At 72.3% G+C, this 23,036-nt stretch carries 18 protein-coding genes; 7 read left to right on the top strand and 11 right to left on the bottom strand.

All coding sequences use genetic code 11. The features are described from left to right. The first annotated feature begins 55 nt into the window (after nt 1-55). Nucleotides 56-1,615 carry an alpha/beta hydrolase gene (locus AB0L89_RS08485; protein WP_365136369.1) on the top strand — a complete coding sequence of 520 codons (1,560 nt, stop codon included), beginning with the start codon at nt 56-58 and terminating at the stop codon, nt 1,613-1,615. A gap of 19 nt (nt 1,616-1,634) precedes the next feature. Here the strand turns inward: AB0L89_RS08485 and AB0L89_RS08480 are convergent, their stop codons facing one another. From AB0L89_RS08480 to AB0L89_RS08470, 3 genes are read right to left on the bottom strand one after another with little or no spacing between them, the layout of a single operon-like run. After that, the gene (locus tag AB0L89_RS08480) at nt 1,635-2,957 is read right to left on the bottom strand and encodes an FAD-dependent monooxygenase (protein WP_365136366.1); all 1,323 of its coding nucleotides are present in this window, start codon (nt 2,955-2,957) and stop codon (nt 1,635-1,637) included. A gap of 41 nt (nt 2,958-2,998) precedes the next feature. Beyond that, a complete protein-coding gene (locus AB0L89_RS08475; protein WP_365136363.1) occupies nt 2,999-3,295 on the bottom strand; it encodes a putative quinol monooxygenase in 297 nt (98 codons plus the stop codon). 22 nt (nt 3,296-3,317) lie between these two features. After that, nucleotides 3,318-4,523: an acyl-CoA dehydrogenase family protein gene (locus AB0L89_RS08470; RefSeq protein WP_365137195.1), complete on the bottom strand. Its 1,206-nt coding sequence runs from the start codon at nt 4,521-4,523 to the stop codon at nt 3,318-3,320. Between the two features lie 155 nt (nt 4,524-4,678). Between AB0L89_RS08470 and AB0L89_RS08465 the strand changes: the two genes are divergently transcribed. Further along, the gene (locus AB0L89_RS08465) at nt 4,679-6,295 is read left to right on the top strand and encodes an FAD-dependent oxidoreductase (protein WP_365136360.1); all 1,617 of its coding nucleotides are present in this window, start codon (nt 4,679-4,681) and stop codon (nt 6,293-6,295) included. Between the two features lie 132 nt (nt 6,296-6,427). After that, nucleotides 6,428-7,234: an alpha/beta hydrolase gene (locus AB0L89_RS08460; protein WP_365136357.1), complete on the top strand. Its 807-nt coding sequence runs from the start codon at nt 6,428-6,430 to the stop codon at nt 7,232-7,234. A gap of 61 nt (nt 7,235-7,295) precedes the next feature. On the opposite strand, the gene AB0L89_RS08455 is transcribed toward AB0L89_RS08460, so the two are convergent. After that, nucleotides 7,296-9,122, bottom strand: coding sequence for an ABC transporter ATP-binding protein (locus AB0L89_RS08455; RefSeq protein WP_365136354.1), 1,827 nt, complete (start codon nt 9,120-9,122; stop codon nt 7,296-7,298). Beyond that, nucleotides 9,119-10,777 carry an ABC transporter ATP-binding protein gene (locus tag AB0L89_RS08450; protein ID WP_365136351.1) on the bottom strand — a complete coding sequence of 553 codons (1,659 nt, stop codon included), beginning with the start codon at nt 10,775-10,777 and terminating at the stop codon, nt 9,119-9,121. Before AB0L89_RS08450 ends, AB0L89_RS08455 begins: the two co-directional genes overlap by 4 nt. 366 nt (nt 10,778-11,143) lie before the next feature. Between AB0L89_RS08450 and AB0L89_RS08445 the strand changes: the two genes are divergently transcribed. Together AB0L89_RS08445 and AB0L89_RS08440 are read left to right on the top strand one after the other, a co-directional pair. Further along, entirely contained in the window at nt 11,144-12,874 is a 1,731-nt protein-coding gene (locus tag AB0L89_RS08445) for a CocE/NonD family hydrolase (protein WP_365136348.1), read from the top strand. 58 nt (nt 12,875-12,932) lie between these two features. After that, nucleotides 12,933-14,312 carry a methyltransferase gene (locus AB0L89_RS08440; RefSeq protein ID WP_365136345.1) on the top strand — a complete coding sequence of 460 codons (1,380 nt, stop codon included), beginning with the start codon at nt 12,933-12,935 and terminating at the stop codon, nt 14,310-14,312. 67 nt (nt 14,313-14,379) lie between these two features. On the opposite strand, the gene AB0L89_RS08435 is transcribed toward AB0L89_RS08440, so the two are convergent. Then, nucleotides 14,380-15,099, bottom strand: a complete 720-nt coding sequence (locus AB0L89_RS08435) for a nucleoside 2-deoxyribosyltransferase domain-containing protein (protein ID WP_365136342.1) — start codon at nt 15,097-15,099, stop codon at nt 14,380-14,382. Next, complete coding sequence (locus AB0L89_RS08430) at nt 15,089-15,889, bottom strand: helix-turn-helix domain-containing protein (protein ID WP_365136339.1); 801 nt, start codon at nt 15,887-15,889, stop codon at nt 15,089-15,091. The genes AB0L89_RS08435 and AB0L89_RS08430 overlap by 11 nt, the downstream gene beginning before the upstream one ends. Before the next feature lie 315 nt (nt 15,890-16,204). On the opposite strand from AB0L89_RS08430, the gene AB0L89_RS08425 reads away from it, so the two are divergent. Beyond that, nucleotides 16,205-17,053, top strand: a complete 849-nt coding sequence (locus tag AB0L89_RS08425) for a helix-turn-helix transcriptional regulator (protein WP_365137192.1) — start codon at nt 16,205-16,207, stop codon at nt 17,051-17,053. Nucleotides 17,054-17,065: 12 nt separating this feature from the next. On the opposite strand, the gene AB0L89_RS08420 is transcribed toward AB0L89_RS08425, so the two are convergent. Then, entirely contained in the window at nt 17,066-18,769 is a 1,704-nt protein-coding gene (locus AB0L89_RS08420) for a carbamoyltransferase C-terminal domain-containing protein (RefSeq protein ID WP_365136336.1), read from the bottom strand. A gap of 258 nt (nt 18,770-19,027) precedes the next feature. Between AB0L89_RS08420 and AB0L89_RS08415 the strand changes: the two genes are divergently transcribed. After that, nucleotides 19,028-19,909: a GNAT family N-acetyltransferase gene (locus AB0L89_RS08415; protein ID WP_365136333.1), complete on the top strand. Its 882-nt coding sequence runs from the start codon at nt 19,028-19,030 to the stop codon at nt 19,907-19,909. Here the strand turns inward: AB0L89_RS08415 and AB0L89_RS08410 are convergent. The 3 genes from AB0L89_RS08410 to AB0L89_RS08400 form a co-directional block, all read right to left on the bottom strand. After that, nucleotides 19,884-20,954, bottom strand: a complete 1,071-nt coding sequence (locus AB0L89_RS08410; RefSeq protein WP_365136330.1) for a glycosyltransferase family A protein — start codon at nt 20,952-20,954, stop codon at nt 19,884-19,886. The two genes, AB0L89_RS08415 and AB0L89_RS08410, sit on opposite strands and share 26 nt — an antisense overlap. A 47-nt stretch (nt 20,955-21,001) precedes the next feature. Continuing rightward, a complete protein-coding gene (locus AB0L89_RS08405; protein ID WP_365136327.1) occupies nt 21,002-21,721 on the bottom strand; it encodes a class I SAM-dependent methyltransferase in 720 nt (239 codons plus the stop codon). A gap of 67 nt (nt 21,722-21,788) precedes the next feature. After that, nucleotides 21,789-23,030, bottom strand: a complete 1,242-nt coding sequence (locus tag AB0L89_RS08400; protein ID WP_365136324.1) for an ATP-grasp domain-containing protein — start codon at nt 23,028-23,030, stop codon at nt 21,789-21,791. Nucleotides 23,031-23,036 lie beyond the last annotated feature (6 nt).

Here is a 23,036-nt window from a genome sequence, read left to right as displayed (position 1 = left end):
CCGCCAGGGCGCTTCGGGCAGGCTTGCCCGGACAGCCGATCCTGGGAGCACCCCGTTGAACCGCACCGTCCTGGCCCTCGCCTTGGCCGCCCTCTCCGTGGTCCCGCTGGCGGGCTGTACCGCCGCGGGCGACCCGGCGCCGAAGGCCGCGCCGGGCACGGCCGGGCACCGCCCCGAGCTGCGGCGGTTCTACGACCAGCGGCTGACGTGGAAGCCCTGCGGCGACCTGCGCTGCGCGCGCCTGACCGTCCCCCGCGACTACGCCCATCCGGACGACGGCAAGACCTTCGTCCTGCCGGTGGCGAAGGCGGCGACCGCCGAGCCGGACGACCGGATCGGCTCGCTCGTCTACAACCCGGGCGGCCCCGGCGCCTCCGGCGTGAGTGACCTGGCCGCGGACAGCGGCGAGGTCTTCGGCGCCGCGGTGCGCGCCCGCTTCGACATCGTCTCCTTCGACCCGCGCGGGGTGGGCGGCAGCAGGCCCGCGGTGCGGTGCGCGGAGCCCGACGACGCAGACGACGGAGACGACGCGGACGACGGGGACGACGTCCAGGAGCCGATCGCGCCGCGGACCGCGGGCGACCGCTCCCGCGCCTTCGCCGGCGCCCGTGCCGAGGCGGCCGCGTGCGCGAAGGGCAGCCCCGGCATCCTGCCCCACGTCGGCACCGACGACGCGGCCCGCGACCTGGACGTGCTGCGGGCGGCCCTCGGCGACCGGAAGCTGACCTATCTGGGCTGGTCGTACGGGACGAGCCTCGGCACGTCGTACGCCGAGCAGTTCCCGCGCCGCGTCCGCGCCCTGGTCCTGGACGGCGCCGTCGACCCGGCCCTGGACTGGTCGGAGCGGGCGCTGTCCCAGGGCACGGGCTTCCGCAGGGCCGTCGACGACTACGCCGAGCACTGCGCGGACCTCGTGGGCGAGGCCTGCCCCGGCGCGAGCCCGCGGGAGATCTCCGGCCTGCTCGACGGTCTCTACGAGGAGGCGGCGCGCGAGCCGTTGCCGGCCGCGGGCGACGCGTACGACGTGGACGCCAGGACGCTCCTCGACGTCGTCACGGACGCGATGTACAGCCCGGAGGACAGCTGGGCGGACCTGTCACAGGCGCTGGGCGAGGCGGCGGACGGCGACGCCACGAAGCTGGCCGCGCTGGCGGAGGAGGACGACGGCCCGGCCACCGGGTCGCACCGCAGGGCACGCGGCCCCGAGAACGACGACGAGGCCATCCTCGCCGTCAGCTGCCTCGACACCCCGCACCCGCGCGATGCCCGGCCCTACTGGGACGCCCTGGCCGCCGCCGACGAGGCGGCGGGCGTGTACGGCACGTCGAGCGTCGTCGACGAGCTGACCTGCGCGGACTGGCCCGCCGGTACCCGGCGCCCGCACGAGGTCCGGGCGAAGGGCGTCCCCCCGGTCCTGGTGGTCGGTACCACCGGCGACCCGGCCACCCCGTACGAGGAGGCCGAGAGCCTCGCCGGCCAGTTCCCCGGCGGCATGCTCCTGACGTACGAGGGCCGCGGCCACACGGCGTACGGCCGCGGCGGCACCTGCGTCACGAAGGCGGTCGACGCCTACCTCGTCGACCTGGAGCCGGTCCGCGCCGACGCCACCTGCTAGCGGCGGCGGACGGCATCGCTCACGGAACCTGCCTGACCAGATGCCGGTCCCGCAGCTCGCGGCCGCCGAACGCGCCCGAGCCGTCGGCCGCGGACCAGGCTGCCGCAAGACCGGCCTGGTCCAACGTCCGCCAGTCCGGGGTCTCCTGCACCAGGAGCCGCCCCAGCCCCCGTCCCAGCTCGACCATCGCCCGGCCGGTCCTGCCGCGCTCGGCGCCGTACGCGTCCAGCGCGTCCGGCCGCTCCGGCAGGGCGCGCAGCGCGGTCTCCAGGGCGGCGGCATCCTGAAGTGCCTTCACCGCGCCGCCTGCCATGTGCGGGCGCGCGACGGTGGCCGCGTCGCCCGCGAGCAGCAGCCGCCCGGCGGTGTAGCTCGGCGCGGTGAAGTCGTACATCGGCTGGATGAACTGCTCCTCGCGCGGCGTCAGCCGGATCAGCCCGCCCCAGTAGGGCGGCATCAACGCGTCGGTGACATGGGCGAGATGGGCGTGCAGCGAGTCGGTGAGGGTGCCGGGCGGCAGGCTGGTGGGGGTGTCCAGCGCCAGGTCGAGGCCGGCGGGCGGGGCGGTGTACACGACCCAGTTGGCGCGGTGGCCGCCCCGGCCGTCCGGGATGCGGTAGATGATGGCGTGACCGCCCGGGAAGACGACGTAGGCACAGTCCTCCACCGCCCAGGGAGTGGCCGGCAGGCCCGGGAGGTCGAGTTCCGTCAGCCGCTCGGCGGGGACGGCGCCGCGCCAGGCCAGATAGCCGGCGTAGCCGGGCCCCACCTCGGGAAACGCGGCGCCGCGGACCGTCGAGCGATAGCCGTCCGCGCCGATGACCAGATCGAAGCGCTCCGTACGGCACCCGGCGTGAGGCCGCGCGCTTCCGCTCTTGCTGCTGTTGCTGCTGCCGCCGTCGTCGAGTTGCAGCACGGCCCCGTCCGCGAGATCGCCGACCCCGGCCACTCTTTCGCCAGGACGGAAGACCGTGTCCTCCGGCAGCCGTCGCCGCAACTCCCGCCAGAGCGGTCCCCAGCAGTACGAGCGGAACGGGAACGGCAGGACGGCGAACGGGCGGCCGAGCGGTGCGGCGCCGTCGCGGTGGTACCAGCGGCGGGTGGTCAGTTGCACCCAGGGCATCGCCGCGTCCAGGTATCCGGCGGCCGCGAGTTCGGCGTACCGGGCGTCGTGCATCACCAGGCCGACGCCGCGGTCCGCGAGGCGGTCGCTGGTGCGTTCGAGGACGGTGATCCGGCCCGCGCCGGCGCGATGCGCGGCCAGCGCCGTGGCGCAGCCGGCGATGCTGCCGCCCACGACGGCGACATCGGCGCCTTCGATCCGGATGCGAGGTGAGTTCATACTGCGGGTCCTCCTGCACGATTCGGCCGCCGGTCGGTGCGTCATCCGGCGGGAGCGGGCACCAGCTTCCGAATGGTCAGCGGCTCGGCGAGCACCGTCTCCAGTGCCTGCTTCAAGTGGGCGAAATGAGGGGTGGCGAAGTGTTCGGCGAGCGCTTGGGGGTCCGTCCATTCCTCCACGAGCACCATGCGGGCGGGCTCGTCGCGGTCGGTGTAGGGGCGATAGGCGAGGCACCCGGGCTCCGCCAGGGACGGCTCGACCATCGCCTCCAGGACGGTGCGGAGACGGTCTTCCTGACCGGTCTTGGCCAGGGCCTCGGCGATGACGGTGAGGGACATGACGGGCGGGTCTCCTTTGCTGTCAGCGGCGGGTCTGCAGGCCGCCGCCGAGGAGGTATTGGCCGACCATCTCGAAGTTGGTCGAGGCCAGTTGAATGTGCTTGACCACGGTGTGGAGGTCGCGGAAGCAGCGCTCCAGCCGGTGTGCGCGATACGAAGAGGTGGCGCCCGACATTTCGCAGATCGCGTCGACGGCGACGGTGGCGTTCTCCGCGGCCGTGGCGCACGCGAGCCTGATCAGCGCGGAGAGCTCGTCGCCCCCGGTCTCACCGGACCGCTCGGCGTGCCGCACCGCGTCAGCGACGAGGCAGTGCGCCGAGCGCACTCCTGCGTGGGCCCGGGCAAGGCGATCCTGCACCGTGTGGCTGTTGCCGAGCGTGGCCTTCCCTTCGGAGGGGATCTTGGACAGGGCCAACTCGGTGAAGAGGTCCAGGGCTTGACCGGCGATGCCGAGCACCGTGGCGGCGGCGAGGAAGGGGCCGAAGTCGTAGTAGCCGATGCCGTAGGCCCTCGAAGCGCGCCTCGGCGGAGGTGCCACCAGCGCGGCGTTGTCGACGGTGTGCGCTTCGGGCACGAACACGTCGTCGATCTCGTAGTCGTGCGACGCGGTTGCGGCCAAGCCCGTCGTGTACCAGGTGTCGAGCGGTTTCACCTCGGTGACGGGGGTGAACAGCATGCGGACCTCGTCGGCGGTCCCGCCGTTCGTGATCCGGGCGGCGGAGACGAGCCACGCCGCGCCGGCGAAGCCGGAAGCGAAGCCCCAGCGCCCGGAAAGCCGGTAGCCCCCCGGGACCTTCTCCGCGGTTCCCGTGGGGTGCACCGAGCCGACGACGAGCTTGTCGTGCCGGGAGAAGACGGTGCGAGCGCTGTCTTCGGGCAGATAATCCGTGATGCGCCCGATCGCGCCCTGCACTCCGATCTGCCAGGCGACCGAGGCATCATGACGGGCAATCAGTTCGATGGCGCCCATTCCGGCGGGCAGGGGAGCCTGGCCACCGCCGAGTGCACGGGAAACGAACATGCGATGCAGGCCGAGTTCGGCCATTCTTTCGTAGACTTCCGGTGAAGACGCCCGGTTCGCCTCGGATTTGTCCCGATCGGCGTCGACCGCGGGGAGGATTTCCTCGGCGCGCGCGGTCCACTCGGTCGTGAATCCGGGAAAGGGCGGCCGGGAAAATATCCTCGGTTTCTCCGCGGCAGGCTGCATGTTCTCCGTGGCAGGCTGCATGGTCACGTTTCTCCATTCCCTGGTCGGCGTGAGCATGTACGTGCCCGGTTCCGGGCGCCCGGGAGACCCGCCGCTCACGCGCCACCGTACGGAACCCCACGCACGGACTCTGCAACGGAATTGGCCGCGCCGAAACGTAGGTGCTGCAACTTTCCATGCGGCGAAATGTCAATGCGGCTTCTTCCGGGCCTGCTTGCGGCCCTCCGAGGGCGTGCGGTTCGCTTACCGGCAGCGCAGAACCTCAGAACCTCAGGAACACGGCACAGCCATTGACGGTAACCACTGGTGGGGTGAAGATGTCGAAGACGGCCGACGCGGCAGGTCAGACGGATGTCATCGTTGTAGGCAACGGCGTACTCGGGTTATCGGTCGGGGTGGAAATCGCCCGCACCCGTCCCGACGTGCGAGTGACTCTCCTGGGAAAGCCCGCGCGCCAGTACGGCGCGACGCCCGCCGCAGGTGCCATGCTCGGCGCGTTCGGCGAGGTCACCGCGCATGCGCTCGCCTCGGAACACGGCCGGAAGAAGCACGCCCTTGCCGTACAGGCGCAGCGGCTGTGGCCGGAATGGATCGAAGGCCTTGAGGCCACCGGGACAGCCGCCGACGGCCGGATCAGGACGGCGGACGACACGGTTGTCCTGCTGAACACCGTGGGCCATTCCGCTCTGGACGACGCGAATTTCGCCGCCGTGCTGACGGCTCTGAAGGAAGCGAACGCACCGCATGAGGAAATAGCCGTCGAATCCGTCGACTGGATCGACCCGGACCCGAATTCCCGGCCGCTGCGCGCCCTGCACATCGAAGGCGAGGGGTCGGTGGACTCCGGCATCCTGCTGGCGGCGCTGGAACGCACCTTCCTCCAGGCGGGAGGGCGCCTCCACCCGGTCGACGCGACGGAGATCCGGGCCTCGCAGGGGCGCGTCGAGGGCGTGGTGACGGACGACGGGAACTTCCTGCCGGCGGGCCATGTGGTGGTCGCTGCCGGGGCCCGCAGCCAGCGCCTGGTGGCAGCGCTGCCGGGCCTGGAGCACCGCATCCCCCGGATCTACGACGGGGTGGGCGTCTCCGCGCTCGTCGACACCTGGGACGGCTCCGGTCCCGCCACGGTGCTGCGGACCTCCAACCGTGCCTTCGCCTGCGGACTGCACCTGGTGCCCCGCGCGGGCGGTTCGGTCTACATCGGCGCCACCAACGCGGTCTGCCTGGAACCGCGCGGCGCGGCCAGCATCGAGGAGACGGTCTTCCTCTTCAACTGCGCCACGCACCAGCTGCACCGCGGACTCAACGGCTCCGAGCTGCGCAAGGTGCAGGTGGGCAGTCGCCCGGCCCCGATCGACGGCTTCCCGCTCATCGGCGGTACCTCGGTCGAGGGGCTGTGGATGCTGTCGGGCACCTACCGCGACGGGCTCCACATGTCCCCGCTCCTTGCCCGGCACGTCGTGTCCCTGATGGACGGCGGCACCGGCGTCGACGGTCTGCGCGAGTTCCGGCCCGAACGCGACCTGATCTCCGCCTGGAGCCGGGAGGAGATCCTGCACGACGTGGTCCGGCACACCATGGCGACGGGGTACGAGTTCCCCTGGCGGCTGCCGCTGGAGTGGCCGCACATGATGGAGACCTTCCTCCAGGGCCCGTTCGCGGAGCTCGCGGACCGGCTGAGCGACACCTACACCCCGCCCGCGGACCTCATGACCGCGATCATGTTCTCGGAGCCCGAGCAGCAGGACGAACTGATCGCGTACTACGCGAACGTCCACCGGGAGTGGCACTGACCCCGGGACCCGCGCGCTGAGCCGCGCGGGTCCCTCCCGCGGTCCGCGATGCGGCAGCCGCGTACGGGCGCTCCGTCCGTACGCGGCTGCCGCATCGCATGTCCGGGAACCACCGAGACGAGGGAACAGGCGATGCCGACGCTCCACCTGCACGGCCAGGAGTGGCACTACCAGCGGGAGGGCGTGGGCGAGCCGGTGCTGCTCCTCCCGGGCGCCGGCGAGGCCGGATACGTCTGGCAGCTGCACCAGGTACCTGCTCTCGTCGCGGCCGGATACGAGGCCGTCACCCTCGACCTGCCCGCCCCGCAGGGGGTGCGGGAGGAGGACTCGTTCACCGCACTCGCGGACGCCACGGCCGCGTTGACGGCGGCGCTGGGTCTGGCGCCCTGCCGTCTCATCGGCTTCTCCTTCGGTGCGCAGCTCGCCCAGGAGCTGCTGGTGCGCCGTCCCGGAACGTTCAGCGGGGCGGTGCTGATGGCGACGCGGGGCCGGCCGGACCCGGCAGGCGAGGCCCTGCTCGCCGCGGAGCGCGCCTGCCACGCCGAGGGAGTCCGGTTGCCGCCTCCGTACGCGGCGTTCGTGCAGGCGGCTCTCCAGCTGTCACCGGCCACCTGGCACGACGAGCACGCCCTGCGGGACTGGCTCGACGTCTTCGAGTTCGCCGCGAGCTCCGGCGCCGCGGGGCAGCAGCTCCCCCCGGCGGCGGTCTCCGTCGACCAACTCGACGCGCTGGGGAGTGTGTCGGTGCCCGTGCTGGTGCTGGGCTTCGCCCATGACCTCATCGCCCGCCCGGCGCTCGGCCGCGAAGTGGCCGCGGCCTGCCCTTACGGCCGGTACGAGGAGCTGGCGGACTGCGGGCACCACGGCCACCTGGAGCGGCCGGACGCGGTGAACGAGGTCCTCGTACGCTTCCTCGGTTCTCTGCGGGCGCCGCGCTGACCACGACGAACGGAAGCTCCTGGCCGCCTCGGCCAGGAGCTTCCGTGTCGCCGAGGCGGTCTCAGCGGCGCACGGCCGCCGACCAGGACTGCCACAGCCGGGCGTAGGCACCGTCCAGGCGCAGCAGTTCCGCGTGGCTGCCGATCTCGACGATCCGCCCGCCGTCCATCACAGCGATCCGGTCGGCGCCCTGCACGGAATCGAGCCGGTGGACGATCGAGATCACCGAGCGGCCCACCAGCAGCGCGGCCATGGAACGCTCCACCTGGCGGGAGGCGGAGGGGTCCATGAGGGCGGTGGCCTCGTCGAGCACCAGCGTGTGAGGGTCCGCCAGGAGCAGCCGGGCCAGGGCGAGTTGCTGGGCGGCGGCGGACGGGACATCGGTCCCGCCCGTCGCGATCGGGGTGTCGAGGCCCTCCGGCAGGGAGCGCACCCACTCCTCCAGGCCCACGGTCCGCAGGGCGGACCACAGGTCGGCGTCGCTCCAGCCGGTGTCGTCGCCTGCCGTACGAGGTGCCCTCTCCGGCAGCGTCATGTTGCTGCGCACGGTCCCGGCGAAGACGTGGTTCTCCTGCGTGACCAGGGCGACTTCGCGCCGCAGCGTGTCGACCGACATCTGCTCCACCGGCGCCCCGCCGATCTCCAGCACGCCCTCGGTGGGGTGGTGCACCCCGGCCAGCAGCTTGCCCAGTGTGGACTTGCCCGCACCGGAGGTACCGACGACGGCGATGCGCTCGCCGGGCGCGACGTCCAGGTCGATGCCGTGCAGCACCTCGCGGCCCGTCTCGTACTCGAAGCGCACCCCGCGCAGCCGGATCTCCCGGCCGTCCGGGACGGCTCCCTGGTCGGAGCGCTCCACGGGCAGGCGCTCGACGCCCAGGATGCGGCGCAACGCGGCGTTGCCGATCTGGAGTTCATCGGTCCAGGAGAGCAGCTCCACCAGCGGCCCGTTGAGGCTCTGGACGTACAGCACCATGGCCGTGATCTCGGCCAGGCCGACCAGGTCCGCGCGGTAGGCGGCGCCGCCGGCCAGCAGGGTGACCGCCAGGGGGAGCATGGTGGACAGGTCGAGGGCCGGGTACCAGATCGTCTGGAGCCAGGTGATGCGCTGCCGGTGCCGCACGATCTGCGCCACGGCCTCGCCGTGGTGGGCCAGCCGGCGCGGTCGCAGGCCCAGCGACTCGACCGTGGCGGCGCCGCGGACCGTCTCGTGCGTGCTGGCCAGCACCTCGGCCTCGTCGCGGAGCAGGTGCTCGTAGCCCCGATTGGCCCGCGGCCGGTACCAGCGGGTCGAGAACACCGCGAGAGGCAGACCGATGAGCAGCGTCAGCGAGAGCAGCGGCGAGGTCAGCAGCATCGCGGCGACGGTCAGCACGAGCGTGACGGCCGCCATCAGGATGCGGGGCAGCGCGAGCCGGATGCCGTCGTTGAGCCGGTCCACGTCGGACGTGGCGCGGCTGAGCAGGTCGCCGGTGCCGACGGACTCGACGGTACCCAGCGGCAGCCGCGTCACGCGCCGGACGAAGCTCTCCCGGATCTCGGCGAGCACCTTCTCCCCGAGGAGGGTGGTCTGCACTTGCGCGAAGCGGGTGAGCACCGCTTGTGCGGCCAGCATGGCCACGAAGGCCAGCGCGATGACGTCGACGCGGAAGGTGCTGGTGCCCCGCTGGACGGACTCGACCAGGTGACCGAGAAGGCGGGGGCCGACGAGGCCCGCGATCAGCGCGAGGCAGAAGAGGGTCAGCATGGCCGTGATCCGGCCACGGTTGTGGCGTACGAAGGTCCAGAACCAGTGGGAGACTTCCGGCCGCCCGGCCAGGGGCAGCCGCGCCTGTCCGGGCGCGTCGCCGGACGCCGCAACCGGGGTGTCCGTGGTCTGCGTCGTCATGATGCCGTCTGCTCCGCTTCGGGGGCTGCTCGCCGGTCGGTCTCGGGTGGGAGGCGGACCACGGTGTCGGCCGTGTTCGTCCACAAGGGGCTGTCGGTGAGGACGAGCGTGGTCCGGCCCTCCCGGTATGCCGTCACGCGCTGGGCGATCAGGGCCTCGGTGGAGGCGTCCACCGCCGAGGTCGGGTCGTCGAGGACCAGCACGTCGGGATCGGCGAGCAGGACACGGGCGAGGACGAGACGCTGGCGCTGTCCGCCCGACAGGGAGCGGCCGCCTTCGACGAGCACTCCGTCGAGCCCGCCGGGCACGGCGTCCAGCACGTCCATGGCGGCCGCGGCGCGCAGAGCACTCATCAGTTCGCCGTCGGTGCGCGGGGTTTCGCCGGACAGCTCGGTCCTCAGCGGTCCGCTGAACAGGAGGTCGTGGTGTCCCGAGTACACCACTCGGGCACGCAGATCGGGCAGGTCGGCGCGCTCCAGGGGTACACCCCCCACGCGGGTGCCGGCCGGGGCTTCGTCGGGCGGGCCGTAGCGGGTGATCCGGGTGGCCAGCGCGGAAGCGCGTGCCCCGGAGCAGACGACGGCCGTCAGGTGTCCCGCGGGCGCCTGGATCCCGGTGGTGTCGTCGGTGAGCGACAGCGGGCCCGCAGGCAGGGGCAGCGGGTCGGCGGGGGGCCGGGGGTGCCCGGTGATGCTCAGGAACCGGCAGACGCGCCCGGCCGCGACGCGCGCCAGGCTCATCGACTCCGCCGCCTCGGTGGCGGTGCTCACCGGGATGACCAGGAAGACCGACGCGCCGTAGAACGCCACGAGTTCACCGGGGGTGATGGTCCCGGACAGGGCGAGCCGGGCGCCGAGCCAGGCGACGAGGATGGTCACCAGGCCGGGCAGGAACACCCCGGCCGCGCCGATCCAGGCCTCCATGCGGCCGGCCGCCTCACCGGCGCGGCGCACCTCTTGGCTGCTGTCCACGAAGCGCGCGGTGAACGCGCGCTCGCCGCCGATGCCGCGCAGGACGCGCAGCCCCGAGCAGATGTCGCCGGCCTGGGCCGTCGCGGCGCCGAGGCGGTCTCGCTGCATCTCGTTGCGGCGCTGCAGCGGACGCAGCAGCGGGCCGATGCCCAGCAGCGCCGCGGGCACACCGATCAGCACGACGATGCCCAGTACGGGGGAGGTGACGGTCAGGGCGACGGCGATGACCAGGAAGGACACGATGGCGCCGGAGGACCGGCCGACGACCTCGAAGGCGCTGCCGATGCCGGGCACGTCCCCCGCGACGATGGCCACCACGTCGCCGGACGCGGTGCGGTGCCGCAGTGAGCCGCCGAGCCGGACGGCCTGGCGGGCCAGCACCCGGTGCGTGGTGGACACCGCGTGCATCTGGCCGCCGACGGCGGTCTGGATCAGACCGGCTCCCGCACCGGCCTGGACCACGGCCAGCACCACGACGACGGCCACCCAGCCGAGGAGCGACCCGGAGGCGCCGGCCTGGATGCCGTCGTCGATGGCGTAGCCGACGACCAGCGGCAGGAGGGCGAGCGGGAGCATCCACAGCGCCCCCAGGAGAGCGCTCAGCACCAGCGGCCACGGTCGGATGCGGATCAGCCACCACAGATAGTGCCAAGCGCTGCGGTGGTCGGCTTCGGGAACGGTCACCGGGGACTCCGCGGGCCGGAATAAACCGATGAGCAAGAGGGATTCTCCAAGAGTGTGCGTGGGCCCGAACGCACCGAAGACCTGGGGTGCTCGGGCTGTGACGGCCGAAAAAGCGTGGGGAACCGAGGGCGATCATTCAGGCCGGTCGAATCCGGTGTCAAGAAGGATTCCCCCAGACGGAAAGCTTGCGGCCACGGCGTGTACAAGTCCTCCCTCAGCAGGGAACGTCTCGTACTCCGGGCCGGCCGGCGGCGCCGTTGACTCAGCCGGGAATCCGGGCGAAAGCTGCCCGCCGAGCCGGTCACCATCTGGTTTCTCCGTTCCTGAGCAGGGTGGCCCCATGGCCCCCGACGTAAGGATCTGGTTGTGCGCATCGTCGTGGAACAAAATGTCGACGTTCCCATGAGAGACGGCACCGTATTGCGGGCCGACGTTTATCGGCCGTATTCACCTGGCCGGTTTCCCGTGCTCGTCCGGCGCACTCCTTACGGTCGCGGCGGCCCGGCCGCGGGGGCCTCGCTGGACGCGCTGCGGATGGTGAACGCCGGGTATGCCCTGCTGGTTCAGGACGTCCGGGGGCGGGGCGGGTCGCAGGGCGGCTTCGAGCCCTTCCGGTACGAGGGGCAGGACGGTGCCGACACCGTGGCGTGGGCGGCGGCGCAGCCGTACTGCGACGGCGCGGTGGGCGTACTGGGCCGCTCCTACGAGGGGACCGCCGCGCTGCTGGCCGCGGCCGAGGCGCCGGACGCGCTGGGCGCGGTCACCCCGCACATGGCCGGATCCGATCTCCACGAGGGCTGGTGCTACCAGGGGGGCGCGTTCCAACTGGGATTCTGTCTGCACTGGACCCTGATCGACCTGGTCCTGCCGCAGTTGCCGCAACCGGGCGCGGACGGGGCGCATCCCGACACCGCTCGGGTGGTCGCGGCACTCGACGACATCGAGGAGCTGTACCGGACACCCTGGCGCGCGCCCGCGCTGCTGGACCGGCTGGCCCCCTACTACCGGCAGTGGCTGGAACACCCGGTGCCGGGAGAGTACTGGCAACGGGCCGCGCCCAACCGGGGATACGAAGCGATGCGGGCGCCCGGGCTGCACATCGGCGGCTGGTACGACATCTTCCTCGGCGGCACGCTGGAGAACTTCACGGGGATGCGGAAGCGGGCCGGCTCGTCGGCGGCCCGCGAGCTGTCCACGCTGGTGGTGGGGCCGTGGTCGCACCGCGTCGCCGGCGGGATCTTCCCGCAACGGCGCTACGGCACACGGGCGGACGAGCAGGTCCTGGACGTCACCGCGCTGCATCTCACCCACTTCGACCGCGCCCTCAAGGGCACCGCGAGCGGCGCGCACGAGCGCGTGCGGCTCTTCCTCACGGGAGCCGACCGCTGGGTGGCGTACGAGGACTGGCCGGTGCCCGGCACCCGAACCGTGGCCCTCCACCTGACCAGCGGCGCACGCCACGCCAACACCGCGTCCGGGGACGGGCGGCTGCTCGCCTCGCCGACCTCGGACGCCGCCGCCGACCGGTTCCGGCACGATCCCGCCGACCCGGTGCCCACCACCGGCGGCCCGACGCTGATGACGGGCCTGTTCGTCGGCTCCGACTGCGGACCGCAGGACCAGCGCGCGGTCGAGGCCCGGCCGGACGTCCTCTGCTACACGGGCGACGTGCTGACGGCGCCGCTGACGGTGGTCGGCGAGGTGGTCCTGCTCGCGTACGCCTCCACCTCCGGCCACGACACCGATCTGACGGCCAAGTTGGTGGACGTGGCCCCCGACGGCCGCGCCGAGAACCTGTGCGACGGCATCGTCCGGGCCCGTTACCACGCCGCGCCGGACGATCCCCGGCCGCTGACGCCGGGCCGGACCGTCGAGCTGACGGTGCGGCTGGGCGCGGTGGGCCATGTGTTCCGCGCCGGGCACCGGATTCGGCTGGAGGTGGCCGGCAGCAATTTCCCGCGCTTCGACGTCAACCCCGGCACCGGCGGCTGCTCGACGGCGCTGCGGGACCAGCCGTACGAGCCGCAGGTGGTGTCGGTGCACCACGGGAGCGCCCACCCGTCCCGGCTGCTCCTGCCGGTCCTCACGGACAGCTGAGGTGACCGCGCCCTTCGACCGCCCTGTCCCGTACCTTCCCGATCCCCGAGGAGTCACTGTGACCGTGCGACACGACCAGAACACGGCCGGGGGCGAAGCCCGGACCCCCGCTCCCGCAGCTTCCCCGCACCCCCGCGGTACCGGGGCCGCCGCCCACTGGGCCCGGCTCGGCGAGGTGATGCGCGACCTCGACTGGGCGTTGCGCACGGAGTCCTACCGGTACGCCGCGGGCGCCGCGCACCAGCCGTGGCTGCCCGCCGACGCCGCCGACGACCCGCTGTACCACCTGCTGCACCTGGGCGAGAGCCAGGCCGCCCCGCCCCCCGAACTGGCCGCGGGGCTGGCGGAGTTGGGCCTGTACGACGCCTCGGACCGCGGGCACCGGACCGCGGGCCACTACTTCACGGCGTTCCGCGGCATGGTCACGGTGGCCGACCACCACGGCCGCCCCGCGCGCAGCGGCGTCTACCTCGGCGAGGACGGACTGGCGTTCACCGACCGCCTGCTGAGCGCGCACGCGCACGGTAGGGCCCTGGACATCGGCTCCGGCTCCGGGCTGACCACCAGCGCCCTGGCCGCACGCGGGCTGCACACCACCGCCCTGGACATCAGCGCGGACTGTGTGGCCGCGACCGCGGCGACCGCCGCGCTGAACGGGCTGGCGCAGCGCGTCGAGGCGGCCCAGGCCGACGCCACCAGGACGCTGGGGGGCGGCGAGCGCTACGACTTCATCGCGTCCAACCCGCCCGGCGTCGTGGTGCCGGAGACCCTGGAGTACGGCCCGGGCGGGAACGGCGGCCCGGACGGGCTCGCGGTGGTGCGCGCGGTCACCGGTGGCGCGCCGCGCATGCTCCGCGACGGAGGCACGCTGCTGATGCGCTTCGAGTCCGCGGGAGACGCGCGGGGTCCCCGCATCCTTGAGGAGATCTTCGAACAGGCCGGTGACAGCTCGGTGTTCGTCACCGTGCAGTCCCGGCTGCCGATGCGCACCCGCAGCGGGCTCACCGCGCTGCGCGCCGCCGCGCACAACCCCGGACTGTCCCCGGCCGAGTTGCTGCGCCGCCTCGACGCGCACACCGACGCGCTGGGCGCGGGGTCCTTCTACACGTCCTTCATGCTGGTCCGCAAGGACGGGCGCGCCCGGCGCGAGGTGCACGACCTGACCGGGCGGCGGGGGGCCGCGGGCCCCGCGTCCGCCCGCCCGGAGCCGCCGGACGGCGACGTCTCGAAGCTGCCGCCGGGGGTCACCGGACTGGACTGGCAGCCGCATCTGCGGCTGGTGCGCGAGCGCTGGGACGACGCGGCGGCGGCCGCGCGCCGCCAAGGGGAACTGGACGCGGTGGTGGCCGAGGTGTTCGGCGACGCGGTCGAGCGGGACCCCGTGCACAGCCGTAGCCTGCACGCCCTGCTGAGCGGGCTGCCGGGGATCGCGCGGTGACTCCACGGACCGGCCGGGTGGCCCCCGGGCGTGCGGGCCCTGGGGGCCACCCGGCCGGCGGCGGGTGTCAGCCGTGGTGGTCGCAGGTCTCCCCGCGCACGACGAGCGTGGTGGCCGCCTCGCCGGGAGCGGCGGGGTCGGCCAGCCGGGCCCGCATCGCCCAGCGGTGTGCCGGGTGACCGTCGGCCCAGAGCACTGCCGCGGACCGCAACTCCCGTCCGGCGGCGCACTGTTCGGCGTACCACTGCCGGAACGTCGGGGTGGTCCACAGCTGGAGGGGGATCCAGCGGGCGCCGCCGGTGCGTTCGGCACCCGCCGCCAGCCGGTGCAGGGCCGCGCGCACGGTCGCGTCCAGCGATTCGCTCACCGGTACCCCGAGGGCGTGAGCGAAGTGCAGCAGGTACGCGTTGCGTTCGGCACTGGCGGGCGAGCCCAGCACGACCCGGCCGGAGCGGTGCCAGGCACCCCACTTGATGTTGGTCACCAGACCGGGCAGGGAGGGCATGGCGCGCGGGACGTAGAAGAGGATGACGTCGCTCATGGCCATCGCCTCCTCCTCCCAGGCGATCTGGTCGGCGTAGGAGAGCGGCTCGCCCTCCTCTGGCTCGGGCAGGAAGACCGCCAGAGTGCCGTCGCCGTCCCACTGCCGGGTGATCCATCGCACCGCCTCGTCGCGCCACGACGGCACGTCGGGGTCGAGAGAGGTGGGTCCGCACAGGTAGAGGGAGGCGGACCAGGTGTCGGGGAGGGGCTGCCCGGCGCGGACGACGGTGATCTCAGCGGGCATGGCGGGCTCCCAAGGCGTTCAGGGCGTCGCCGGGCGGGGTGGTCCCGCCCGGCGCGGGGGCGCGGTACGTGCGGCTCAGCCGGGCGGCCGTCTCCATGACGACCGCGGCTTCGAGCTTGTGGGACTGCTTCGTCTCCGAGCGCCGGATGAGCAGGCTGACCGAGGCCACGGTGGCCGGACCGCGCCGTACGGGGGCGGAGACCAGGTCCCAGCCGGGGAGGGGCGAGGGGGTGCGGGCGTGCCCGAGGGCGCGTATGCGCTCAAGGCCGGCCTGCTCGGGTGCGGCCCCGGGCAGGTTCGCGAGCAGGACGAGCCCTGCCGCGTCGGTGTGCAGCGGTGCGCGGAAGAGCAGGCCCAGGCGGTCTCCTTCGGCCGGCGTCGGCACGGGCTCCGTGCCGGGCGCATGGCTGCACCACAGGCTGACCCGCAACGGCGGCCGGAGCATGACGGGCACGTGCAGGAAGGCCGCCCGGCCCGCCCGGCGGCACAGCGCGCCGAGTTCCGCTCCGACGATCTCCAGCGATACGGGCAGGTGGGGAAGTTGGCCGGTTGGCGGGGCGGCATGCCGGGCGAGCCGGTATCGGCCGTAGCCGCACTGCAATACGGCGCCTTCCCGTACGGCGGACTGGAGGATGCGATGGGTGGTGGAGCGCGCCAGGCCGGTGAGCCGGGTCAGCGTGTCGAGGGCATGGGCGCCGGGGCCGAGTTCATGGAGTGCCCTGAGTAATCGAAACGCTCGGTCGGCGGCAGTCTGAGGGGATTGATCCGGTGACGGCTGTGCAATCTTCAACTCTTCTCCCGGCGGCCTCGTGATCAGCAGGAGGTGACATATGCGTCGAGGCCATTTTTCGCACTCCGCATGTAAAAAAACAATGAATGTTATTTTCCAGAACATTTACTTCCAGAAGTGATTGTTCCGGCTTAAATCGCCTGCGTCTGACGCCCTCTCGGGGGAGGGGGATCGAGGCGTACATGTCCGGCCTCTGGCGGGATCGCATCCTTGACACGGGTCTTTCCCTGCCAAGATCCTTTTGTACCAGGACATTCTTGTCCATCGCGCCCACTTGGGGGGACCTTGGCGGCAGAGCGCTCACGCACGCAGGAAGTGAAAAGGCACCTGCGGGACTTGTTGCGGGAATGTCGCGCACGGGTTGACGCGAAGGGAACGGCGCCCCACGGTCGCGACCGTCGCCGTCCGGGTATTTCTCAGGAGAACACCGCGGCCCTGCTCGGCTGTTCGACGCGGTGGTACGCGACGCTGGAATCGGGCCGCATGGAGAATCCCACCCGGGAATTTCTGGACAGTGTGGCGGACGTGCTGCGGATGACCGACCAGGAGCGTCAGGCGCTCTTCCTGTACGCGTCGGGACGGCTGCCGCCGGCCCTCAAGGAACCTCCCTCCATACCCCCGCACCCGGACTGGGACACCTTCGTGCACCAGCAGGTCCAGCCCGCGTGCATCTACACCCGCTCCTGGGACCTGGTGGTCGCCAACGCGGAGTATCTGGACCTGCTGTACGACGGTGTGCAGGGCGGTGTGGCCGGGCTCGCCGACCGCAACATCCTGCGCTTCGTGCTGCTGGACCCGACGAACCGCGGCGCCCTTGCCGACTGGCAGGACAACTGGGCCCTGCCCATGCTCGGCGAGTTGCGCGCCGCGCTCGCCGCCACGCCCGACGACCGGGAGCTCACGGCGCTGCTGCACAGCGTGCTCGTCGATCCGTTGGTCAGGAAACTGTGGGAACGCAGCTCCATCCCCCTGCGCATACACCCTGACGGGGTCACTCAGGCGGTCCGGCACCCCCGGCGCGGCCACGTCGAGTTCACCGTCCTCGCGGCGAACCCGATGCAGGCCAGGGACCTGCGCTTCGTCACGCTGATGATGGTCGAGGCGAGCCCGGTGCGCCAAGCCCCGGGCACGCGTGCCGAATCGGGCGGCGCACGGACATGGTGACGGTTGCCTGCCTCAGCGGTGGATGAGGAAGGGCCCCATCGCCAGGGCGTCGAGCGGCGACCTGGCGAAGGTGGCCAGCGCGTCCCGCGGTGAGCACACCACCGGCTCGGCGTTGCCGTTGAAGGAGGTGTTCAGCAGGACGGCGCTGCCCGTGTGCGTCTCCACCTCGCCCAGCAGCCGGTGGTACAGCGGATTGACGTCGGCCGACACGGTCTGCGGCCGGGTGGTGCCGTCCACGTGGGTGGCCGCGGCCAGCCGTGCGCGGCTGCGCTCGGGGACCGGCACCGTCACGATCATGTAGGGCAGCCTCGTGTGCAGGTCCAGCAGTTCGGCGGCGGCCTCCTCCCGCAGGCTCGGTGCGAACGGCCGCCATGCCTCGCGGTCCTTGATGGTCAGGTTGATCCGGTTCTGCTGCTCGGCCGGGGACGGCGCCGCCAGGATGCTGCGCTGGCCGAGGGCGCGGGGACCGCCCTCGCTGCGCCCCTGGTGCCAGCCCACGATCTCGCCCCGGGCCAGCAGCCGCGCCGTCTCGGCGGCGATGTCGCCGGGCTCGGTGTAGCGCGTACCGGTGGCGGCCAGGACGTGCCGGATCGCGTCCGGCCCCCACTGCGGGCCCCAGGCGACGGTGCCCGTCATCGGGCTGATCCGCTCCCCGGCCTGCGCGGCCACCCACCCGGCGGCCCCCAGGCTCACCCCTTGGTCACCGGCGAGCGGCTGCACGAACAGGTCCTCGACCTGGGGCATCCGCATCAACTTGCCGTTCAGGGTGGCGTTGAAGCCCACCCCGCCGGCGACCAGCAGCGTCGACTCACCGGTGTCGCGCAGCAGCCCGCGCACCATGGCCAGCACGCTGTGCTCCAGCGCGGCCTGCGCGGTGGCCGCCAGGTCCCGGTACGCGAAGGGGTCCCGGGCGGTACGGCGGGTGTGGCGGCCGAGCGCCGGGTCCCAGCCGCGCGTGACCGTGTTGGGCGGCACGTCGAGGGTCTTCTCCAGCCGGGCCAGCCACAGCCGGATGGTGTCGTCCTCCTCGTCGGTGCGCCCGCGCGAGAGCAGGTCCTCGGGCACGGCGTCCACGCGGTACCCGTCCCCCTCGACGAGCAGCGCGCCACCGAACGTGGTGTCGCCCACCGTGCCGTACGGCGCCAGGCCCATGAGCTTGCCCGCGGCGTCGGCACCCAGGCCGGCGTACTCGCACACCGCCGCGTAGAAGTAGCCCAGCGACCAGCCGGGCGACACGGTCCGCAGGACCTTGAGGTCGCCGCCGCTGCCCACCGCCAGGGTGGCGCTCTCGGTCTCGCCCTGCCCGTCGAGGATCAGCACCGCGCCACTGTCGTGGCCCGAGAAGTAGTAGGCGCTCGCGGCGTGCGCCATGTGGTGCTCGACGAAGAGCAGCCGCGGGTCCTTGCCGCGCGGGAACAGGCTGCGCGGGAGCAGGAAGTCCAGCGCCTCCGCGTCGGAGGGGAACCACTCCAGGCCGCGCTGGGCGAGCAGCGCGGGCATCTCCCAGCCGTGCGCCACGATGTCGATGTCCTCGATGCCCAGCCCTGCCTCGGCCAGGCAGTGGGCGACGGCGTGGTGGGGTGCCTGGCCGTACGCGTGCTTGTCGCGGGTGAACCGTTCCTCCTCCGCGAAGGCCACGACCTCGCCGTCGACCAGCAGGCACGCCGACGCATCGTGACTCGCCCCGGGCCAGCCATTCACACCGAGAATGCGCATGTATTTCCCCTCCAAATGGTGTCCGTGGATACGGCCATTGACATTCGCTAACCCTGGAGCTCACACTTGGGAAAGCGCCTCCCCTGCGGAATGTCATGCCGCGGAGGACTTCGCTTTGATTCCCTTCGGGGATTTGATTACTCACTCTGGGGTGAGCTCTGGCTCCCTGTCAAGAGGAGCTTCTTCGGCTCACCCGGATTTCCGTGCGGACCTTGCACGACATTCCATGTCGACATCGACTACCGGGAGGTTTCCCGAATGTTGCACGTACGCATGGGCCTGGAAGGGGCCGAAATTCGCGCCATGGGTGAGGAGGCGGATGCGGCCGAGGATTTCCACCAGACCCGGGAGAGGCTGTCCTTCCTCCAGCGGCAGGGGGTCGCCGTGCACTTCCCCGAGGTGTGGGACGAGACCGGGCCGCGCGCCGCGATGCTGCTGGAGGAGGGCGACGGCGCGTGGTTCATGTGGAAGGGGCCCACCGGGGCGCCCGATGCCGAAGTGCTGCGCCGGCTGCTTGCGCACTGTGCCGGGTTGCCGCAGGTCACGCTGGTAATGCGTCCTGAATGGGAGCTGCCCGACGTCCTGGCTGCCGCCGGGTTCGGCCCGGCCGGGTCCTTCCGTACGCTGCTGCTCGATGCGGCCGGGACGGACGAGGACGTGCTCGGCAGGATGCGCGCCAGCACCAGGAGCCGGGTGCGGCGGGCCCTGCGATTCGGGTTCTCCTTCACCGACGACCCCGGGCTGCTGCCTCGTTTCCACCCCTTCTACGCGGATGCGATGCGCCACGCGGATTCCCCTGACTTCGCCCAGGAGGCGTACCTGCGGGAACTGCTGGAACTCCCGCGGGTACACCTCTTCGGAGCCGTGCACGGAACAGAAATGGCCGCCGGTTCGGTGTGCCTGGTGAACGGCGACTCGGTCGAGGCGCGCTATGTCGCGACCAACCCCGAATATCGGGCGCAGGCAGCATTGAATTTCGTGCACTTCGAGACCATGAAATGGGCGGCCGCACAGGGGCTGCGCTATTTGGATCTCAGTGGGATCGACGGCGACGAGACAAGCGAGAAGACACGGTTGATAAACCGCTTCAAGCTCGGTTTCGGGGGCACGGAGTTCAGTTATCCGGTCTACTGCCGCTGACGAAGCGCTGCTCGGTCAGGGCGGGCGGCGCGGGGGTGCGGAAGACCGACAGGTCCTTGACCGGCTCGATCTTCCGCCCCCGCTTGCGATGCGCCCGGCGCAGCCGTTCACGCTGCGCCGGGGTGAGCTCGGGGCAGTGTTCCGGTACGGCCCGCAGCATGCGGGTGCGCCCCGCGTGCGCGGGCAGCCGGTCGCGCACCTCGAACGGGTCGCGCAGCAGGTGGTAGACGGTTCCGGTGTGGTAGGTGGCCTGCATCACCGCGTAGAAGGCCGCCGCCAGGGGGCCCTTGTCCCGGACACACCCGGTCAGCGTCCGCGCCGAGTCGTACAGCCGCCACAGCACGGGTATCGCGGGCGTGGTGAAGACGCCGAGCTGCTGGCCGATGCCCTCGCCGATGCCGTAGCGCCAGTAGCTGCGCAGGTTCTGGAAGCCGTGCTGGGCTCCGTGGTGGATCACCGCGTCGGGCAGGTGCACGACGGGGATCTCGGCGAGCTGGAGCCGGAAGTCGAACTCCCGGTCCTCGCACCAGTGGACGAGCGGGTCGTAGTGATAGCCGCCGATGTGGTCGGCGACCCGGCGGTCGTAGATGAGGGGCGGGGAGAGGGCGCTGATGTAGTCGCCCTCGTCGAACTCCCGCACCCGGGCGGTGAGCCGGCTCAGCAAACCGTCCGACTCCCCGTACACGACCTGGCCCTTGACCACGGGGTGGTCGAGCACGGCCTCGACCATCATGCGCACGACGCCGGGGGCGAACGTGCAGTCGGAATCCATGTAGAGCAGGTACTGTCCGCTCGCCGCCTCGGCACCGGCGTTGTAGGCCGCCCCGAGGTTGCCCGCGTCGGGGATCTCGGTGACGACCAGCGGCCGGGGGTGCTCGGCGATGATGCGGCGGATCTCGTCGGAGGCGCCGTTGAGCGCCAGGACGATCTCCACGTCCTCGTCGACGGACGCGATGCAGTCGACGATGCGCACGTCGTCCTTGAGCGCGATGACGATGCTGGTCCGCGCGAGACCGGCCGCGAGCGCCGCCTCGGTGTCGTTCATTTCTCCCTCTCTTCCCGCTCGGCCACCTGGCCCGGCCTGCTGCCCGGTCAGTCCTTGCACAGGACGTAGACGTGCGTGGTGTGAGCCGGGGAGTAGGCGTCTCCGTCGATGTCGCGTACCGAGACGGTCCGCAGCCCGTGCCCGCGTGCGGTCTCCTCCAAGGTGAACGGGTCCATCACGTACTGGAGGTGCGTCTCGTGCCACAGCGTCTCGGCACCCCGGCGCAGGGTCAGGACCGTGCGGCTCCGGTCGAAGGCCGACTCCCAGTGGTGCCTGCGGTGCAGCGTGTGGCCGTCCTTCTCGTTCTCGTACTCCAGCGCTCCCCAGTCGGACTTCAGGACCTTGCGCGACGAGTAGTCGAACACCATGTGACCGCCGGGCCGCAGGGCGTCGGCCGCGCAGGACAGGCAGCTCGCCAGGTCGGACGGCGGCAGGTAGTTCAGTGCGTCGAAGCCGGAGACGACGAAGTCGTAGCCCTCTCCCGCGCGGAAGCCGGCCATGTCGGCGACGACCTGGCGGTCCTTGGGCACCTTGCCCCGGTCGAGCATCTCCGCGGACCGGTCCAGCGAGGTCACGTCGAGCTGGGGCAGCAGCTCGCCCAGGACGCGGGCGCCGACGCCGGTGCCCGCGCCGAGGTCCAGCACCCGGGCCGGCCCCTCCACGAGTTTCGCCAGCTCGGCCCCGATGCCCAGCCGCCAGGTCTCGCGTGCGGTCTCGCCTTCGAACAGCTCGTAGGTGTCGGCCCATTGGGCGTACGCGATCGGCATACGGATTCCTCCAGGTGTGAGCGGGTGTACGGAGTCGGTCTGCGCGGCAGGCGCCGCGGCACGGGGGTCAGCGGGGCACGGCGGCGCGGTGGGACAGCTCCAGCGGGAGCCGCGCCAGGGCCTCGTCGGCCACGGCCTCGGCCGCCGCGACATCGGGCCCGGTGGCGATCACCCCGGCCAGCGGCTCGGTGCCGCCGCTGTACCGGGGCAGCCGCAGGCCCGGCCGCAGCTCCATGCCCCAGAACAGGTCGTAGACCTCCGGCGGCCGGGGCACCGCGTCGAGGTCCCCGGCCCGCACGACGGTGCCGCCGTCGGCGGGCAGATACCTCTGCACCACGGCCCGCCGGACTCGGGGCGTCAGCTCCCCGGGCACGACGGGCCTGCCCAGGGCCAGCCGCACGGCGTTGGGCAGCGGATCGACGCCGGTGCCCAGCGGCATCACCTCCGTGGCGATCCTGGCGCCGGTCAGCCGGCAGGTGATCTCCAGCAGGAAGACCCTGCCGTCAGGGGTACGCAGCACATCGGTGTTGACCACGGCGTCGTGCAGGCCGAGCGCGCGGGCGCCCGCCCGGACCACGGCCACCACGTCCCCGGCCGCCCGGTCGTCCAGCGCGGTCGGCAGGGTGTCGCCGCCCTCGAAGAAGTACGGGGCGAACTCCTCCTTGCGCCCGTACTCGCGGTCGGCGAACCCGGTGACGTGGAGGGTGCCGTCGACCACGAGCCCGGCGACGGTGTGCTCGGTGCCCGCCAGGAACTCCTCCACGACGACCCGGCCCGAGGCGCTGAGCCGGAGCGCCTCGCGGATCCGGTCCGGCGCGGTGTCCGGTGCGTCGAGCTTGGCGACCCCGGCGGAGCCGGACAGATCGCGCGGCTTGACGACCGCGGGCAGTCCGATCCGGGCCAGGGCCGCCAGCGCGCCCTGAAGATCGTCCGCGGCCTGGTGGCGCGGCACGCACAGGCCCGCGCGTTCGAGCACGGCAAGCCGCCGGTCCTTGAGCGTGCAGTCCAGCGCGACCTGTTCGTCGACGCCCGGACAGCCGAACCGGCGGGCCAGCCGCGCGACCACCGGGGGGTTGTCGCAGCCGAGCGACAGGACTCCGTGCACCTCCCGCAGCCCGGCCTCGGCGACGGCGCGCTCCACCGCGGGGGAGTGGCCGGGGTCGGCCACCAGCAGCCGGTCGGCACAGCGGCGTACGCGTGCGGTGGGACGGTCGGTGAGCACCACCAGGTCGAGGCCCATGTCCTTGAGTGCCGTCAGCGACCTGTCCATGCCGGAGCCGATACCGCACACCAGCAGTGTCTCGGTCATGGTCCT

Origin of the sequence: Streptomyces sp. NPDC052114 (assembly GCF_040680155.1) — a bacterium.
In the GTDB taxonomy this organism is placed as follows: domain Bacteria; phylum Actinomycetota; class Actinomycetes; order Streptomycetales; family Streptomycetaceae; genus Streptomyces.
This window is presented reverse-complemented; position numbering and strand designations above follow the sequence as displayed.

What these genes read in the sequence shown, in the direction of transcription:
- AB0L89_RS08480 (WP_365136366.1), bottom strand. Translation starts at nt 2,957, where the DNA reads ATGAACTCACCTCGCATCCGGATCGAAGGCGCCGATGTCGCCGTCGTG.
- AB0L89_RS08475 (WP_365136363.1), bottom strand. Translation starts at nt 3,295, where the DNA reads ATGTCCCTCACCGTCATCGCCGAGGCCCTGGCCAAGACCGGTCAGGAA.
- AB0L89_RS08470 (WP_365137195.1), bottom strand. Translation starts at nt 4,523, where the DNA reads ATGCAGCCTGCCACGGAGAACATGCAGCCTGCCGCGGAGAAACCGAGG.
- AB0L89_RS08465 (WP_365136360.1), top strand. Translation starts at nt 4,679, where the DNA reads ATGCGGCGAAATGTCAATGCGGCTTCTTCCGGGCCTGCTTGCGGCCCT.
- AB0L89_RS08460 (WP_365136357.1), top strand. Translation starts at nt 6,428, where the DNA reads ATGCCGACGCTCCACCTGCACGGCCAGGAGTGGCACTACCAGCGGGAG.
- AB0L89_RS08455 (WP_365136354.1), bottom strand. Translation starts at nt 9,122, where the DNA reads ATGACGACGCAGACCACGGACACCCCGGTTGCGGCGTCCGGCGACGCG.
- AB0L89_RS08435 (WP_365136342.1), bottom strand. Translation starts at nt 15,099, where the DNA reads ATGCCCGCTGAGATCACCGTCGTCCGCGCCGGGCAGCCCCTCCCCGAC.
- AB0L89_RS08420 (WP_365136336.1), bottom strand. Translation starts at nt 18,769, where the DNA reads ATGCGCATTCTCGGTGTGAATGGCTGGCCCGGGGCGAGTCACGATGCG.
- AB0L89_RS08415 (WP_365136333.1), top strand. Translation starts at nt 19,028, where the DNA reads ATGTTGCACGTACGCATGGGCCTGGAAGGGGCCGAAATTCGCGCCATG.
- AB0L89_RS08410 (WP_365136330.1), bottom strand. Translation starts at nt 20,954, where the DNA reads ATGAACGACACCGAGGCGGCGCTCGCGGCCGGTCTCGCGCGGACCAGC.
- AB0L89_RS08405 (WP_365136327.1), bottom strand. Translation starts at nt 21,721, where the DNA reads ATGCCGATCGCGTACGCCCAATGGGCCGACACCTACGAGCTGTTCGAA.
- AB0L89_RS08400 (WP_365136324.1), bottom strand. Translation starts at nt 23,030, where the DNA reads ATGACCGAGACACTGCTGGTGTGCGGTATCGGCTCCGGCATGGACAGG.